Here is a 15,446-nt window from a genome sequence, read left to right on the forward strand (position 1 = left end):
CCCGGGGCACGTCAAGGAAAGTGCGGCCCCTAGGGTGCAGGATCCTCCCCACGCAAAAAACCGCCCCACGGCATCGAGTGGTGTATCGGTGCCGCGGGGCGGTTGCGGGACGCAGGCCCCTCACGCGGGCGGGCGGCGCGTCACTCCTGCTTGCGGACCAGGTTCTCCGGTTCGGTCCCCTGCGCCCAGGCGACCAGCTGGCGCTTGAGCAGCGCCGTCATGCGCGGCAGGAAGGCCTCGGTGTTTCCGCCGTTGTGCGGGACCACCAGGGCGTTGGGCAGTTGCCAGATCGGGTGGTCGGCAGGCAGCGGTTCGGGGTCAAAGACGTCGGAGGCGCAGCGCAGCCGGCCGGTCTTCAGTTCCGCCACGAGCGCGTCGGTGTCCACGACCGGGCCGCGGGCCACGTTGACCACCACCGCCCCGTCCGGGAGGGCAGCGAGCAGCTCGGCATCAACCAGGTGATGGGTACTGGGGTTGTGCGGGACGATCAGGATCAGCACCTCGATGTCCTTCGCGTGCTTCGGCAGCTCGTCGATGGCGTGGATCTCGCCGTGGGCGTCGGTGCGGGCACGGGTGCCGAAGCGGCTCAGCTCCACTTCGAAGGGTTCCAGCCGCTTGCGGATCTCCTCCCCGATGCCGCCAACCCCCACGATCGCGACCCTGCGGTCGGCCAGGCCCGGCCAGCGCTGCGGGTTCCATCGCCCCTCGGCCTGGTCGCGCACCGACTCGCCGATGCCGCGCAAGGAGGCGATGGCCAGGCCCACGGCCAGCTCGGCGGTTGCCGCGGCGTGGACTCCGGCTGCCGTGGCCACAGCGACGTCGGGGCCCACCAAGTCGTGCACGCCGTCGAACCCGGTGGTCTGCGTCTGGGCTAGCTTGAGGTTCCGCGCGCGCCCGATGCCCTTCAAGGTCGAGATGTTGGCCATGTACGGGAAGATGGCCACGTCGATCTCATCGAGTTCCACGCCGATCGGGTCCCCCGCGATGTCCCAGACCCCTGCCCTGAGCCCTCCGGGCAGCGGACCGACGGCTTCCAGGAGTTCGTTACTGGGAAATGACACAACGCTGTATGGCTTCATGGCATCCAGCGTAGGTCGGCCGCGGAGTCGGGCCCGGGGCCAAAACACCGTGTCCCGCCAAAGTGCCGGCATATGACGGGCATTGACACAACGCCTCATGGCACCCAATGACCCAACTCAAGCCAATATTTGTGACCTCAATCCCAAAGGGCCGATTCGGTTTGCATTCGGCCGCCAAGCTGGTAGAGTTTCATGTCGTTGCAGAGCGCGGGAGCCACGAACTCCCGGCAAAACAACAGCCGCACCTCTAGCTCAATTGGCAGAGCAATTGACTCTTAATCAATGGGTTTCGGGTTCAAGTCCCGAGGGGTGCACAACCAGGAAGGTCCGGTTCGCTAAAGCGAACCGGACCTTTTGTTTTGCCCATGCACCAACCGCCTCCGGGCTCCGGAGGCAACGGCGGGCAACACGGAAATTCCCGCGCCAGCCAGCCGGTCGAGAACGCAGACGCGGGGGACGGCAACTCCCCCGGCCCTACCCGCGTCGTCCCGAGACCTCGCAGGCAACACCAACGAGGGACATCAACATTTTCCCGTGGGTGAGCGCTACGGCGCGGCCGGACTACTCGACACGAACGAGCGACGACACGCAAAGCGGGCCACGGTCAAAAGCCAGACCTCAGGTCCCACCATCCGCATGGCCGAATCCCCGGACCGGACCATGCCCCAAATCCGATCAACTGTGCCCACGATCACATGCCGATTTCTGGCAACAGAACCCCATAATGACTGAAATTCACCCCGAATTCATGCCCAAAAACACCGTGGTTCCGGGAAAGTCGACCGCCGCTCCCGGGACTGAACGCCGATTTTCCTTCCCGCCCACTTTCTGGTTATGATTATCTGCGTCGCAAGGACGGGCTCCGCACGGGGCGCTGACCGAAGCGACTAAGCACCTCTAGCTCAATTGGCAGAGCAATTGACTCTTAATCAATGGGTTTCGGGTTCAAGTCCCGAGGGGTGCACGGTGAGAAAGACCCGATCTGTTTCGACAGGTCGGGTCTTTCGTTTTCCCGGGCAAGCCGGCCACATTCCACCCGAGCCACCGCCACAGCATCCTTCGAGCCCGTCGTAAGCACAGAGCGATGAGCGATCCGTTGAACCCTCGGCCAAGTGGCGAACGTTCCAGCATCAATTGCGAACCCGGGACGCTACCAGCCGTCGTTGCGGATCGCCGCGCGGGTGCGAGCCGAACGCGAGCCCACGCGGTTGGTGTCGCCAGTCCGATGCACGCGAGATTTCTGGTCCTCATGCGTTCCCGAGGCGCCGGACGCGGCAAACGCCACCCGCCGGGCCACCAGTTCCTCGGGTAGCGCGAAACCCGTAGCCGGCAATTTCCCTTTGCTCCTGCTCATCAGATCCACCCATTCGCAGTCATTGACATCCTTCAATCACTCATCATAGGACACTCCCGCCCGGAACGCCCGGGGGAAGTTGCAGATCCCATGGGCCACCTCCCCGGCACGGGGGCCGGCACGCTGAAACGCGTGCGCATTCGCTAAGCTCGTATGCAGGACCAATCCCCCGCCCCGCGCCCACGCCAGTCGCACGTACGCGTCGTGGACGCCAGAGACCCAGGAGCACCACACCCATGACTTCGAACGCCACCACCGAAGCCGTCCGCCTGTCCGCCGGCGACGCCGCACCCGATTTCACCCTCACCGACGCCCGAGGCCAGGAGCTTTCCCTCTCCTCGCTGCGCGGCAAGAAGACCATCGTGTACTTCTACCCGGCGGCATCCACCCCGGGCTGCACCAAGCAGGCATGCGACTTCCGCGACTCCCTGGAATCGCTGGCAGCCGCCGACTACCAGGTCGTGGGAATCTCCCCCGACGCGCCGGCAAAGTTGGCCAAGTTCACCGCCAAGGAGGAACTGACCTTCCCGCTGCTGGCCGACGAGGACCACGCAGTGGCTTCCGCCTACGGGGCATGGGGCGAAAAGAAGAACTACGGCCGCACCTACGAGGGCCTGATCCGCTCCACCGTCGTGGTGGATGAGCACGGAATCGTTGAATTGGCGCAGTACAACGTGAGGGCCACCGGACACGTCGCAAAACTGCGTCGTGATTTGGGTCTCGATCCAAAATAAAGTTTCGCCCACAGCCCAAAAGCCGCAAATCGGGCCAAAAGTCTCCGCTAGACTGATTTCTGCCGAACTTCGAAAGCGGTTCGCTGCCTTGCGAGCGTGGCGGAATTGGTAGACGCGCTGGATTTAGGTTCCAGTGTCTTCGGACGTGGGGGTTCAAGTCCCCCCGCTCGCACACACATGCCCAACGCATCCACAAGATGCAAGCGGCATCACGCAGGGCCCCCGGATGCTTCCGGGGGCCCTGCGCTTTAACATTGAGCAGCGGCCCCGCCACGAATTGGAGCCCAACACACTGACGAGGAGTCCTTGGTGCCCAGCCAGTCGCACAGCCCGGAACCACCCAGAGCCACGCGCCGCGCCTTCCTGGCCGGCGGCCTGGGACTCACGGCCCTGGCCCTGACCGGCTGCGTCCCCCAGGACACCCCGGAACCGACCGGCCCGACGGCCAGCGCGGAACCGGTGCTCCGCACCTTCCACTTCGGCTCCGCCGCCGACCCGGCTACTCTTGACCCCGCCATCTCCGGGGACAACGAAACCTTCCGCATCACCCGCCAGATCTACGAGGGCCTCATCGGGGTGGACCGCGAAACCGGGGTCCCGATCCCGATGCTGGCCACCGACTGGATCGTGAGCCCGGAGCGGCTGCAATACACCTTCATCCTGCGCCGCGGCGTCAAGTTCCACGACGGCACCGACTTCGACGCGCAGGCCGTGGTCGCCAACTTCGAACACTGGATCGCGCTGCCGCAGGACGTGCGCGCCAACTCCGACCAGGGCTTCACCCAGGTCTTCCGGCACAACGAGCAGCTCCCCGTGCTGCCCAAGTCCATCCCCGAGCCCAAGCCGAGCAAGGACAGCGACGGCAACGAAACCGTCGACTCGCAAAAACTGGCCGAGCACACCGCCGCGGAGGCGCTGCTGGCCTCGCTGCGCGAACAGCTCAAGGCAAATCCCTTCGTGGGCGCCACGGTCGGCGGCACCGCCAGCCACTTCGGGTCCATCAAGGCAGCGGACACCCACACCGTGGTGCTGACCCTGCGCCAGCCGATCGCCGGACTCATCGAGGCCCTGACGCTGCCCGGCCTGGCGATGGCCTCGCCCAAGGCCCTGGCCACCCCCGCGACGGCCAACGGCCAGGTTTCCTACCTTTCGACCCAGCCGGTGGGCACCGGGCCATTCAAGTTCGTCTCCTGGAAGGACGGGGCCGTCACCCTGCGCAGCTTCCCCGGATACTGGGACGCCGCCGCCGTGCAGGGAAACCCGACTGCCCCGACCCTGGTCGTCTTCCGCGAAATCCGCACCCCGGCCGGGCGCCTGGGCTCGCTTGACCGCGGGGAGATCGACGGCTTCGACCTGGTCGCGGTGACGGGGCTGCGCGAACTGGTGCGCGAGGGCAAGCTCATCGTGCAGCGCGATCCCTACTCCGTGAGCTACCTGGGCATGAACCAGAAGAACAAGTGGCTGGCCCAGGAGGAGTTCCGCCGGGCCATCGCCCACGGCATCGACCGGCAGAAGATCATTGAGCAGTTCTACATCTCGGGCACCAAGGAGGCCCGCGGCTTCCTTCCCGCCTCGCTGGGCATCAAGACCTCGGACACCTACTACGGCCCGGACTCCAACCGCGCCAAGGACCTGCTCGAATCCATCGGCTACGACGGCAGCCCGATCCCGTTCCTTTACCCGCTGAACATCTCCCGGGCCTATCTGCCCCTGCCCGAGCTCATCTATGCCGAGCTCTCGCGCCAGCTGGCCCTGGTCGGCATCACGCTGGAGCCCAGGCCCATCGACTGGAACGACGGCTACGTGGCGACCGTCCGCTCCGGGGAAGTCCCCGGCCTGCACCTCCTGGGCTTCAACGGCGGCTACCGGGATCCCGATGACTTCATGGGTGCCCTGTTCTCCTCGAGCAACCGCCAGTTCGGCTACGAATCCCCGGTCCTTTCCGCGCAGGTGCTGCTGGCGCGTTCCATGCCGCCGGGCGAGCAGCGCGTCACCGCCTACGAGGATCTTTCCAACACGCTGGCCAAGGACCTTCCGGCGCTTCCGCTGGCCTTCCCGATCTCCGCGCTGGCCTTCAACGACACCGTGAAGCACTATCCCTCGTCGCCCGTCCTGGACGAAGTCCTCACCGATGTGAAGATGACCACTTAAGTCCCGGACTGTCAAGGGACCAATTTCTTGGACACCCCCGCATGGCGCTAGTCTTGCCTAGAGTCAAGACGAACTTTCAATGGAGAACCCCCCGTGCCTTCTGAATCCACCAATCAGTCTTTCGACGTCGTTCTCATCGGCGCCGGTGTCATGAGCGCCACGCTCGGTACCATGATCAAGCAGCTGGAGCCGGGGTGGAGCATTGGCCTTTTCGAGAACCTGGACCAGGCCGGCCTCGAGTCCTCCTCCCCCTGGAACAACGCCGGCACCGGCCACTCGGCCCTCTGCGAACTGAACTACACCGCGGCCGGCCCCGACGGCAGCGTCGACCCGGCCAAGGCCATCGGCATCAACGAGCAGTTCCAGGTTTCCCGCCAGTTCTTCTCGCACCTGGTCAAGAACAAGCAGGTCGGCGATCCGGGCAGCTTCATCAACCCGCTGCCGCACATGAGCTTCGTCATCGGCGACTCCCACGCCGACTACCTCAAGACCCGCTACGAGGCGCTGAAGCCCCACACGCTGTTCAACGAGATCGAGCACACCGAGGACCTTGACACCATCAAGTCCTGGGCCCCGCTGGTGGCCAACGGCCGCAACGGATCCCAGCGCGTCGCGGCCTCCCGCGTGGTCTCCGGAACCGACGTGGACTTCGGTTCGCTGACCCGCCAGATGACCGAGAACCTTGCCGCCAACGGCGCCGAGGTCAACTTCGGCCACCGCGTCACCGGCATCAAGCGCGACGGCGCCGGCTGGGACCTCTCCGTGCGCGAGAACGCCACCAAGGCCAAGCGCAGCGTCAAGGCCAAGTTCGTCTTCGTGGGTGCCGGCGGCGGCGCCCTGGGCCTGCTGCAGAAGGCAGGCATTGACGAGATCAAGGGCTTCGGCGGCTTCCCGGTCTCCGGCCAGTTCCTGCGCTGCACCGACGATACGATCATCGACCAGCACCACGCCAAGGTCTACGGCCAGGCCTCGGTCGGCGCCCCGCCCATGAGCGTGCCGCACCTTGACACCCGCTTCGTCGACGGCAAGCGCTCGCTGATGTTCGGCCCGTACGCCGGCTTCTCCACCAACTTCCTGAAGACCTCCTCGCTGCTGGACCTTCCGGCCTCGATCCGCGCGCACAACATCCTGCCGATGCTTGCCGTGGGCAAGGACAACCTGGACCTGACCGTGTACCTGATCAAGGAGGTGCTCAAATCGCGTGCCAAGAAGGACGAGGCATTGCGCGAGTACCTGCCGGAGGCCACCGGCGAGAAGTGGGAACTGATCACCGCCGGACAGCGCGTCCAGGTCATCAAGAAGGACGCCAAGAAGGGCGGCGTACTGCAGTTCGGCACCGAGGTCATCACCTCCGCCGACGGCACCATCTCCGGCCTGCTCGGCGCCTCCCCCGGCGCCTCGACCGCAACCCCGATCATGATCGGGCTGCTGGGCCGCTGCTTCCCGAAGCAGTTCTCCGGCTGGGAATCCAAGCTCAAGGAGATCATCCCGTCCTACGGCGTGAAGCTCAACGAGAACCCCTCGCTTTATGCAGAGGTGCGTGCCGAGACCGACAAGGTCCTCGGCCTGGCCTAACCCACGCCCCTCCGCAAGGTCCGGCTCCCCCGTCACGGGGGGCCGGGCCTTGTGCTTTTTCCGGGCACCGCGTTTGCCTTGTACGGGGCCGCTCCCGGTGCTTTGCTTGAATTGGATGCCCGGCATGTTCAGGGCGGCCCGCCGTGCCGTGAATGACCAGCCGCCTGGAAGGAACCGCACTGAGGCGGTTCCGGTGGCCGCGCCCGGGGAAAACGTCCCGTGAGGAAGCCACCATGTTGGGCCATGGATACCTGAACGCACTGCTGAACGCCAAGAGCACCGTCTACGGCCCGCAACGCGAGAAGGTCGGGACGCTGGGAAACATCTACATGGACGCCGCCTCCGGCGATCCCGACTTCGTCGCCGTACGCCTCGGGCTCTTCGGCACCGAGGAACTCCTGGTCTCCCTGCGCGGAGCGGTGTTCACCGACGGCCACCTGCAGGTCAGGTTCACCAAGCAGGACATCCGCCACGCACCGCGCGTCGACCCCGGCGCCGGGCTTGGCGATGCCGAAAAGGCGATGCTCGACGGCTACTACTCCGTCATGGATCCGGATACCGGAGGTTAGGGGCGATGGCCGCGGGACGGGTCCCTCCGGCGGTGCCGCACCTTCTGCCTTGAACGCCTGCGCCCGCACCGGGTCTTGGGCTTTTCGCGATGATTGCCGACCGGATCTTGCCGCCCGTCCCCTATCGGGGTGACACTTTCTTGAATTGCGCCCGCTGCGGTGTTTGGCTTGCGACATGGGCGAGGTTGCACGTCAGCGCCCCGCCCGACTGTCAGATAGTGGTTTTGCCCATGGCGGGAGGCTGTGGATGCACGGCAAACCTGCAGCCGGTCGCGCGGCCCGCGCGCCATGGCGGCCGCCGGACCCGGCGCCGCGAACGATATGGCCGGCACGACCTGCCGGAGAGATCCGCAAGGTCTGCGGACAGCGGCCACTGGAAGCCGCCTGGCCTCGACAGCGGAAAGGGAAACACCATGTTGAACAACGAAGACCTCCAGCCCCTTTTGGGGTCCAAGACCAACGTGTATGGCTCCGACGGAGAAAAGATTGGCACGCTCGGTCAGGTCTACCTTGACGACGGAACCGACCTGCCCCACTTCGCCACGGTCCATACGGGACTCTTCGGCACCCAGGAGAACTTCGTGCCGCTCTCCGACGCGGAAATCTCCAACGGGGAACTCTACGTGAGGTACACCAAGCAGATCGTCAAGAACGCCCCGAACATCGACCCCCTGGGCCACCTCGAGCCCGAGGAAGAGGACGAACTCTACGACTACTATTCCCAGGCCGGACTCGGTGCGCATGAAGATGCCCAGGAACCCGCAACCACAGCCACCGCCACAGCGACACCCGACGATGCCGGGGACACCAGGGACACCAGGGACGCCGAGGACGCCAGGGACCGGGCGCCGGTGGGGCTCATCCAGGAGACTCCGCTGACCGCCCGGGAGCAGGAGCAGGATTACGGGGGTGCCCCGGGGCGGCCCCGTATCCGGAAGTACGTTGTCACCGCGGTGGAGTCGGAAGGGGAAGCCGGCGACCCGAGAGGACGCCATGAGGCTTCCTCCTCCCACCGACCGGCGGACGACACGGGGAATGGGCCCGTCGATGGGCCGGACCGACACGCAAACGAGGACGTCTCCGAGGGATCACGTGCGCCGACCGAGGAAGGGCCCGAAACCCGAGGGCCGCGCACCATGAAACCCATGGACCCCTGAGGCCCGATTCGGTGCATCAGGATCGATACGGCGACCCACCCCCTGGGTCCCAATCGAAAGGAAAAGAGGCTCTCCGATGGAATACTCAGGATCAGGATCAAGCACGTCCGACCATCGCACCCATGAACGGCTCTCGCGTGAGAGCGGGCAATTTGGCGGGGTGAAGGTCGGAAGCGCGTTCTTTGGCTGGGTCACGGCCATGGGCATGAGTGTGCTGCTCACCGCACTGCTGACGGCATTCGGGGCCGGCGTCGGCCTTGCCACCGAAACGGACCTGGGGTCGGCGGCCGACACCGTGACCCGCAACCCGGACGCGGCGGCCTGGATCTCCGCGATTGTCCTGGTGCTCGTGCTGCTGCTCGCCTACTTCTGCGGCGGCTACGTTGCTGGCCGGATGGCCCGCTTCAACGGCATCCGGCAAGGTGTGGCCGTGTGGGTCTGGGCGATTGTCGCCGCGCTCGTGGTGGCGGGATTGTCTGCCTTCGCGAATGTCAATTTCGACGCCTGGGGCAGACTCAACGGGAGTCCCTTGGTTCCGGCCAACTGGAACATGGGAGCACTGGGCTGGCTCGTCCTGGCCATCGCCGTGGTTGTCCCGCTTCTGGGGGCGGTTCTTGGCGGCCAGGCCGGCATGCATTACCACCGACGCATCGACCGGGGCAGCGAGGCAACATACCGCCAGCCCTAGTGCTGGGGGCCGACGCGCTGCCCCGGCAAAGTGAAAAGGAGGTGCGAATCCCGCCGCATATTTCCCGGCAGGGCGCGCTGGGCGAGGAGAGGCGTTTTCGGCCCACTCCGACCAATCCGCAAGTGCCCATGCCGGGTGCACCCTATGTAGCAACCCCGTAGGAACGCCACGACAAGACAAGGAGCAAGACCATGGGTCTGGGAGACAAGATCAGGAACAAGGTGCAGGAAGCGACCGGCAAGATCAAGGAAAAGACCGGTGACGCCACCGACAACGAGCGTCTTCAGGCCGAGGGCCTGAAGGACCAGGCAGTGGCGGACGCGAAACAGGCGGCCGAACGCATCAAGGACAGAACCAAGGACATCAACCGCGAGTAGACGCTCGGTTTCAGCGGCAGGGAAATCCCCTTCCCGCGAGCCGGAGACGGCACAGGAGCCAGCCCCGCCAAGGGCTGGCTCCTTCGGCATGTCCGCATTCCCTCCGAAGCAGTGCGTCCCAGGGATTCGGCCTAGCCGGCGTCGAAGCGCGTGTCGTCCTCGTCGGCGCCGCCCTGCCCCGCGGCATGCGGATCCGGCAGTGTCCCGGGCCGGTGGGGACGGCCCGGGACACCGCCGGTCGGCTCCTGCGCGGCGCTCTCCTCGTCGAGGAGCGTTTCCGCATCGCGCAACGGATCGAAACTGTCCAGTGTCTTGGGATCGGCGGGCTTGCCCGCGGGGTCTTCAGCGGATTTCTTGTCTGCCATCGGTCTTCCCTTCTCCGCCTTGCTAGGAATTGCGCAGCGAATTGATGAGCTCGTTCTTCTTTTTCCCGGAGTAGCCGTGCAGGCCGATTTCCTTGGCCCTGGCCTTGAGCTCCGGCACCGTCCAGTCCTCGTAGTCGCCCGATTTGCCGCCGCGCTTTCCGACTTCCGACCGGCCGTCCCGGGCCGCCGCGTTGGCGATCCGGGCCGCCTTCTGCTTTGAGTTTCCCTCGTCGCGCAGCTTCTCGTAGAGTTCGTCGTCCTTGATTTGCGGTGTCTTGTCCTTTGGCATCCTGCTTCTCCCCTCTACGCTGCCCGCCCGGGCCTGGAGGCCGGCGGACACGATTGGCCGGAATTGGATCGGGTACCGGTTCGGTCCCGGAGCCAACGCCTTAGCGTGGCTCCTGCGGCAACGCCAACCGGGGTCCCTGTTGGCCACGCTACTGCTCCGGCCAGCCCTTTCCAACCTTTTTGCAGGCAAGCCGGCGATGCCGCGGGCGGAGTCCTAGAGCTCCGCCAGTGGCGTATCTAGCATCCAGGCCAACGATGTCCCGTCCACGTGGCCCTGCCGCATCCCCTTCAGGTGGGCGTTGAGCAGGTCATGGGGAATCCGCGGTGCCCGATAGGCCCGCGCCCGATGGTGGCTGAGGCAGTCGGGGTTCTGCCAGACCAGCAGCTGCAGTGTCCCCTCGTCGGCGTGCACCAGGGCGGGCCCGCGCTTGATGCCCAAGACGTCCAGGCGTTGGGCCAGTGCCTTGGCCGAGACGCCTGCCTCCCACAGGAAGTCCGCCAATTCCCGCGGCGTTTGCCTGTTCCAGTCAATCGAGCGAAGCCTCTCCTCGGGCAGGAGCAGCGCAAAGGCGAAGTCACTCGACCAGAGGTCGCGCACCCGTGACCTGCGTCCGATGCTTGGTTGCTGTCCGCTGACCAGTTCGCCGAGCTCGCGGGCCAGGATCAGGTTCGCCTGGTACCAGGCACCGGTGGCGCGCACCACGACGTAGGTCACGCTGCTTGAAACCATGGCGCGGGCGTCGAAGGCCAGCCCCTCGGCGGCCACAAACACCCCGATGCCCAGGGCCTGCTCGACGGCGGCGGGCAGATCGTGGACGAACGGTCCGTCACTCACCGCGGCCAGCCGGGCCGCCATCTCCCGGGCCGCGTCGTCGGGCGAGACTCCGGGGGCGACCACGGGAACCGATTGCGTGGACAGGCCGACTTCCCGATAGGCTCCCGCAGGAAAGGCCACGGTCTCGGCCACGCGGTCCGGCCGTCCCCTGGCAACGGGCTGTGCCTCGGCGACGTGTGAATCGACCCGCGGGTCCCCGGTGACCAGCCATTGCAGCGAGACATGCAGGATCTTGGCCAGCACCGCCAATTCACCGGCGCTGAAGTTCCTTTGGCCGCTCAGGGAACGGCTCAGGGCATCCTGCGTCATGGACGCCTGGCGGGCAATGCCGGACTGGTTCAGGCCCTCGGCATTCGACAGAATGGCATCCCGCACCCGCAAACGGATTTTTTCCAACGGCCCTGCCTTTCCCCACTCGATGATTTCCCAAGGCCACGGACCCTGCTTCGCCCGTTGTCTTCATCATGCCAACCTCAGCATTGCCGCTGGTCATGCCCCATGTAAAGATAAATGCGTATCTCCCCGGAAGCCGTAGCCCGTGTGGTTTTATTGACGATGGACGATGCCCAGGGTGCCGGCGGACGGAACGCACGGGCCCCCGACCGCAAGGGGCCGTTGAATGAGCACCTGGAAAGGACGTGGTTGCCCTTCACAAAAAGTCCGGATTCGCCTTTTACCGTGACCCGCGAAATCCGGGATGCACTTGCTACCACATGCCGCCCCAGTGCAGGGCCGGACCACGTCCGGACCCGCGCCCACCAGTAACAGGTGTTCGGTGATCAATTGCCACCCACGTGAATCATCCCCGCAAACACCCTCCCGATAGCAGAAGGAATCTGATGCGCACACTACCCAGGCCTCGTGGCCCCCTCAGCTCGGCATTGCTCAATCTCCTGGAGCGCGACGACCCCTCGCGCGCGCCGGAATTGGCCGACCGCATGGAGCAGTCCCCGGTCGACCCGGACATCTTTTTCGACGAGGACCTGCAACTTTGCCTGTTCGTCCTCTACGAACTGCATTATTCCGGGTTCGACTCCGTGGCGGACCGGTGGGAATGGAACACCGACCTGTTGCAGCTGCGCAGCCGGATCGAGGAAAGGTTCGAAACCCGGATCATGCAGTCCATTCCCGCGATCCCGCGGGTCGAGGCCAATGCCCAGTCCGTGGCCGAGGCCCTGTCCGCCATGGTCGAAGCGGCCCCCGGCCGCTCCGTGGCCGACTTCGTGGCGCGCCGGGCGACCATCGACCAGGTGCGCGAATTCCTGGTCCACAAGTCGATCTACCAGCTCAAGGAGGCGGACCCCCATACCTGGGCCATTCCCCGGCTGGGCGGACGGGCCAAGTCGGCCCTCGTGGAAATCCAGGGCGACGAGTACGGAAACGGGTTGCCGGGGCGAATGCACTCCCAACTCTTCGCCCGCACGATGGCGGGCCTGGACCTGGATGGCGAATTCGGCGCCTACATCGACCGGATTCCTGCAATCGTGCTGGCCTCGGTGAACCTCATGTCCCTTTTCGGGCTCCAGCGCAGGCACCGGGGAGCGATCTGCGGACACCTGGCCATCTACGAAATGACCTCGTCACTGCCCAACGCCAAGTACGCCCGCGGATTCCGCCGCCTGGGCTTCGGGGCACCCGTCACCGACTACTTCGACGAACACGTCGAGGCCGATGCCGTCCACGAGCAGATCGCCGCGCGCGACCTGGCCGGCGGGTTGGTCGAGGCCGAGCCGCAGTTGGCGGGCAACGTCTTCCTGGGGGCCGCCGCGGCCCTGCTGCTCGACGGGCTGGCCGGCACGTGGCAGGTTGACACCTGGGAAAGCGGTGCCACCACACTGCTTCCCGCGGCGGAGGTGCCGGCATGAGCGCCACGCCCGGAACCAGCATCACGCTGTGCCCCCACGGGCCGCTGTTGGTGCGCGGCGACTTTGAGCTGCTGGATGCAATGGGCTTGACCGTCGATCCGAGACGCGGCACAGTGGCACTATGCCGCTGCGGCGGGTCCCTGATCAAGCCGTTCTGCGACGGAACCCACAAGTTGCTCGAGTTTCAGGCACCGGATCCAACCGCAGCACGGGCACCGAACATCGATGACCATCCGAGATCCCCGACCAAGGAGAACACGCCGATGAACAACACACCCGAAAACCGCCCGACCGCCGACGAGACCGCCGAACGCGAGGCCGCTCAGGCCGCTGACCACGTCTCGGATCCGTCGCTGAACACCGAGCCGGGGCATGACTGGACCGACGAGGGCGGAGCCACCGTCGACGGCCCGGCCCTCGATGCGCAGTCCGCGGACGACTCGGGAACCTAGCCACCACCCCACTGCCAGCCCGCCGGAGGCGCCGTCGTTGCCGACGGCGCCTCCGGCGTCCCTCAATGAGCGCCACGGCGCCCGGATCCCCGGAGAGGTCGGCCCCATGAGCACCTTTGGCATCGAAGAGGAGTTCTTCCTCTTGGACCCGGCCACGGGCCTGCCCGCGGTGCCCGACGCCAGGACGCGCGAAACGCTGATGTCCATCCGTGCCGGTGACAGCAGGTCCCAGCACGAATTGCTGGATTGCCAGGTGGAAATGGCAACCCCGGTGTGCTCGAGCGCCAACGAGGCCCTCGCCTCGCTGCGCGGGTTCCGCCGGGGGCTTGCGACGACCGCGTCCGGCAACGACCTGCAGGCGGTCTCCATGGGCACCGCCCCGCTCATTCCCGTCCACCCGGCCCATGTCAGCCCGACCGATCGGTACAGGGAAATACACCGCTACCTCCCGGGCATCAGCGGCGAGCAATACGTATCCGGCCTGCATGTGCACGTGGCGATCCCCAATTCCGAGGCCGGGATCCTGGCCCTCAACGGCCTGCGCGGCTGGTTCCCGCTGCTGGCCGCCATCGGGGCGAATTCCCCGCTCTGGCGGGGCGAGGACACCGGCTTTTCCTCGTGGCGCACCATCCACTACCGCAGGTGGTCGGTCCAGGGCATTCCACCGCACTTCGCCGACGCGGAGGACTACTACCGGAGGCTGGCCCTGGTGCTCGGAGCCGACGTGGTGCTTGACGCCGGCCATATTGGCTGGGCAGCCCGGCTGTCCAACCACTACCCGACCATCGAGATCCGCGTGGCCGACGCCCAGCTGCGGGCCGAGGAAGCGGTATCCCTGGCCCTGGTCATCCGCGCCCTGGTGGAAACGAGCATCCATGCGCCGCGCAACGACTCCGGCCTGCTTCCCGAACTGCTTGACCTGGCCTTTTGGCAGGCGGCCAAGCACGGACTCGGGGGCAACCAACTCGACCCGGAAACCGGGCGCGGCATTCCCACCGAGCACATGATCGCCGCCCTGAAACGCCGCATCCGGGACGCCCTGGACGAAAGCGGCGACTTCGAGCTGGTTGATTCGACCCTCGATCGACTCCTGCGGGACGGCAACGGGGCGCGGCGGCAGCGCGACAGCCTGGCCCGTGGCGGATTGGCCAAGGTCACCGCGGATGCCGCGGCGGAGCTCACGGCCTGACGGCGCAGATTTTTTCCCCCCCGGGCACGTCGGCCCTCCCTGCCGGTCGCTTGCGGCAACGGCGAACAGCGTGCGCACACGAAGCACCCGGTGGTGCCGCTCTGCGCGGCACCACCGGGTGCTTCGTGGCAGTTACCGGATCAGCCCGTCATGCCCCGGAACGCCGGAGGCCGGGTGGTGGGATCGGGATGCGGCATCGGATCGGGCCCCGGGACCGGGTTCGGGCCGGGGAACGGCTCCGGGTCAGGGTCCGGACCGGGCGTCGGCGCGGGGTAGGGGCCGGGCTGCGGTTCGGTGTCGGGAGGCGTGGGCTGCCCCGGAGGAACATCGGGGCCCGGGGAAGGCGGATACGTCGGGTCCGGGCCCGGCGGCGGACCGGGCGGCGGTTCCGGCGTGGGCGCTTCTTCCGGGGGCAGGGTTTCGTCGTGGAATCCGGCGTCCGGCCGGGTTTGCACGGCCATGCTCATGGACACATTTTCTCCTCTGGTTGTGGGAGTCGAAAGTCGTTCCTACGCGGTTCGCGCGCGGCCCGGATACGGGGCCGGCCTCGCGTGACCGTCCGTCCATCGTTGCACGGCCCACCTCGGCAGTCCATGATCTGCCTTCCCTTTTCATTCGCGGGGACGCCGCGCCCGGCGCGCCGCCGGCCTCCGCGTCGACCGCCCGGTCTCGAGATTTTCCCAACGGCACCGCACGGCCGTTTGAACTTTGCCCGCTCCATCGCTGCATCGGGTCTATCCCGCGGGCCGCGCTTTCGATAATCTCTCT

15 protein-coding genes and 3 tRNA genes are annotated in these 15,446 nt (G+C 66.3%); 13 read left to right on the forward strand and 5 right to left on the reverse strand.

All coding sequences use genetic code 11. The features are described 5' to 3' along the window. Positions 1-140: 140 nt before the first annotated feature. On the reverse strand, positions 141-1,079 hold the full coding sequence (locus AC6CHY_RS02790; RefSeq protein WP_217391042.1) for a 2-hydroxyacid dehydrogenase: 939 nt from the start codon (positions 1,077-1,079) through the stop codon (positions 141-143). 241 nt (positions 1,080-1,320) lie between these two features. Here AC6CHY_RS02790 and AC6CHY_RS02795 point away from each other — a divergent pair. Beyond that, a tRNA-Lys gene (locus AC6CHY_RS02795) sits at positions 1,321-1,393 on the forward strand. A gap of 577 nt (positions 1,394-1,970) precedes the next feature. Further along, positions 1,971-2,043 (forward strand) — tRNA-Lys (locus tag AC6CHY_RS02800). A 186-nt stretch (positions 2,044-2,229) separates the two neighbouring features. Here the strand turns inward: AC6CHY_RS02800 and AC6CHY_RS02805 are convergent. Further along, on the reverse strand, positions 2,230-2,433 hold the full coding sequence (locus tag AC6CHY_RS02805; RefSeq protein WP_498225367.1) for a hypothetical protein: 204 nt from the start codon (positions 2,431-2,433) through the stop codon (positions 2,230-2,232). Between the two features lie 236 nt (positions 2,434-2,669). Here AC6CHY_RS02805 and bcp point away from each other — a divergent pair, with 236 nt between their 5' ends. From bcp to AC6CHY_RS02845, 8 genes are all read left to right on the forward strand, one after another. After that, on the forward strand, positions 2,670-3,167 hold the full coding sequence (gene bcp, locus AC6CHY_RS02810) for a thioredoxin-dependent thiol peroxidase (RefSeq protein ID WP_498225368.1): 498 nt from the start codon (positions 2,670-2,672) through the stop codon (positions 3,165-3,167). A gap of 90 nt (positions 3,168-3,257) precedes the next feature. Further along, positions 3,258-3,339, forward strand: a tRNA-Leu gene (locus tag AC6CHY_RS02815). Between the two features lie 137 nt (positions 3,340-3,476). After that, positions 3,477-5,318 carry an ABC transporter substrate-binding protein gene (locus AC6CHY_RS02820; RefSeq protein WP_498225369.1) on the forward strand — a complete coding sequence of 614 codons (1,842 nt, stop codon included), beginning with the start codon at positions 3,477-3,479 and terminating at the stop codon, positions 5,316-5,318. A gap of 150 nt (positions 5,319-5,468) precedes the next feature. Further along, positions 5,469-6,893, forward strand: a complete 1,425-nt coding sequence (locus AC6CHY_RS02825) for a malate:quinone oxidoreductase (protein WP_254456139.1) — start codon at positions 5,469-5,471, stop codon at positions 6,891-6,893. A 233-nt stretch (positions 6,894-7,126) separates the two neighbouring features. Further along, a complete protein-coding gene (locus tag AC6CHY_RS02830) occupies positions 7,127-7,462 on the forward strand; it encodes a PRC-barrel domain-containing protein (protein ID WP_498225370.1) in 336 nt (111 codons plus the stop codon). Positions 7,463-7,875: 413 nt separating this feature from the next. Then, a complete protein-coding gene (locus AC6CHY_RS02835; RefSeq protein ID WP_498225371.1) occupies positions 7,876-8,619 on the forward strand; it encodes a PRC-barrel domain-containing protein in 744 nt (247 codons plus the stop codon). A 76-nt stretch (positions 8,620-8,695) separates the two neighbouring features. Continuing rightward, positions 8,696-9,307, forward strand: a complete 612-nt coding sequence (locus AC6CHY_RS02840; RefSeq protein ID WP_498225372.1) for a hypothetical protein — start codon at positions 8,696-8,698, stop codon at positions 9,305-9,307. 191 nt (positions 9,308-9,498) lie between these two features. Then, positions 9,499-9,684, forward strand: a complete 186-nt coding sequence (locus AC6CHY_RS02845; RefSeq protein ID WP_498225373.1) for a CsbD family protein — start codon at positions 9,499-9,501, stop codon at positions 9,682-9,684. A 131-nt stretch (positions 9,685-9,815) separates the two neighbouring features. Here AC6CHY_RS02845 and AC6CHY_RS02850 read toward each other — a convergent pair whose 3' ends face one another. The 3 genes from AC6CHY_RS02850 to AC6CHY_RS02860 all read right to left on the reverse strand — a co-directional run bounded on the left by AC6CHY_RS02850 (position 9,816) and on the right by AC6CHY_RS02860 (position 11,568). Then, complete coding sequence (locus AC6CHY_RS02850) at positions 9,816-10,049, reverse strand: hypothetical protein (RefSeq protein ID WP_498225374.1); 234 nt, start codon at positions 10,047-10,049, stop codon at positions 9,816-9,818. Positions 10,050-10,071: 22 nt separating this feature from the next. Beyond that, on the reverse strand, positions 10,072-10,338 hold the full coding sequence (locus AC6CHY_RS02855; RefSeq protein WP_498225375.1) for a DUF7218 family protein: 267 nt from the start codon (positions 10,336-10,338) through the stop codon (positions 10,072-10,074). A 213-nt stretch (positions 10,339-10,551) separates the two neighbouring features. Then, positions 10,552-11,568, reverse strand: a complete 1,017-nt coding sequence (locus tag AC6CHY_RS02860) for a helix-turn-helix domain-containing protein (protein ID WP_498225376.1) — start codon at positions 11,566-11,568, stop codon at positions 10,552-10,554. Between the two features lie 443 nt (positions 11,569-12,011). Here AC6CHY_RS02860 and AC6CHY_RS02865 point away from each other — a divergent pair, with 443 nt between their 5' ends. The 3 genes from AC6CHY_RS02865 (at position 12,012) to AC6CHY_RS02875 (ending at position 14,678) form a co-directional block, all read left to right on the forward strand. Beyond that, positions 12,012-13,037, forward strand: coding sequence for an iron-containing redox enzyme family protein (locus tag AC6CHY_RS02865; protein WP_498225377.1), 1,026 nt, complete (start codon positions 12,012-12,014; stop codon positions 13,035-13,037). After that, positions 13,034-13,489, forward strand: a complete 456-nt coding sequence (locus AC6CHY_RS02870) for a CDGSH iron-sulfur domain-containing protein (RefSeq protein ID WP_498225378.1) — start codon at positions 13,034-13,036, stop codon at positions 13,487-13,489. Before AC6CHY_RS02865 ends, AC6CHY_RS02870 begins: the two co-directional genes overlap by 4 nt. Before the next feature lie 106 nt (positions 13,490-13,595). Next, positions 13,596-14,678 carry a carboxylate-amine ligase gene (locus tag AC6CHY_RS02875; protein ID WP_217389237.1) on the forward strand — a complete coding sequence of 361 codons (1,083 nt, stop codon included), beginning with the start codon at positions 13,596-13,598 and terminating at the stop codon, positions 14,676-14,678. Positions 14,679-15,446 lie beyond the last annotated feature (768 nt).

The organism is Paeniglutamicibacter sp. GQ140 (assembly GCF_059759235.1).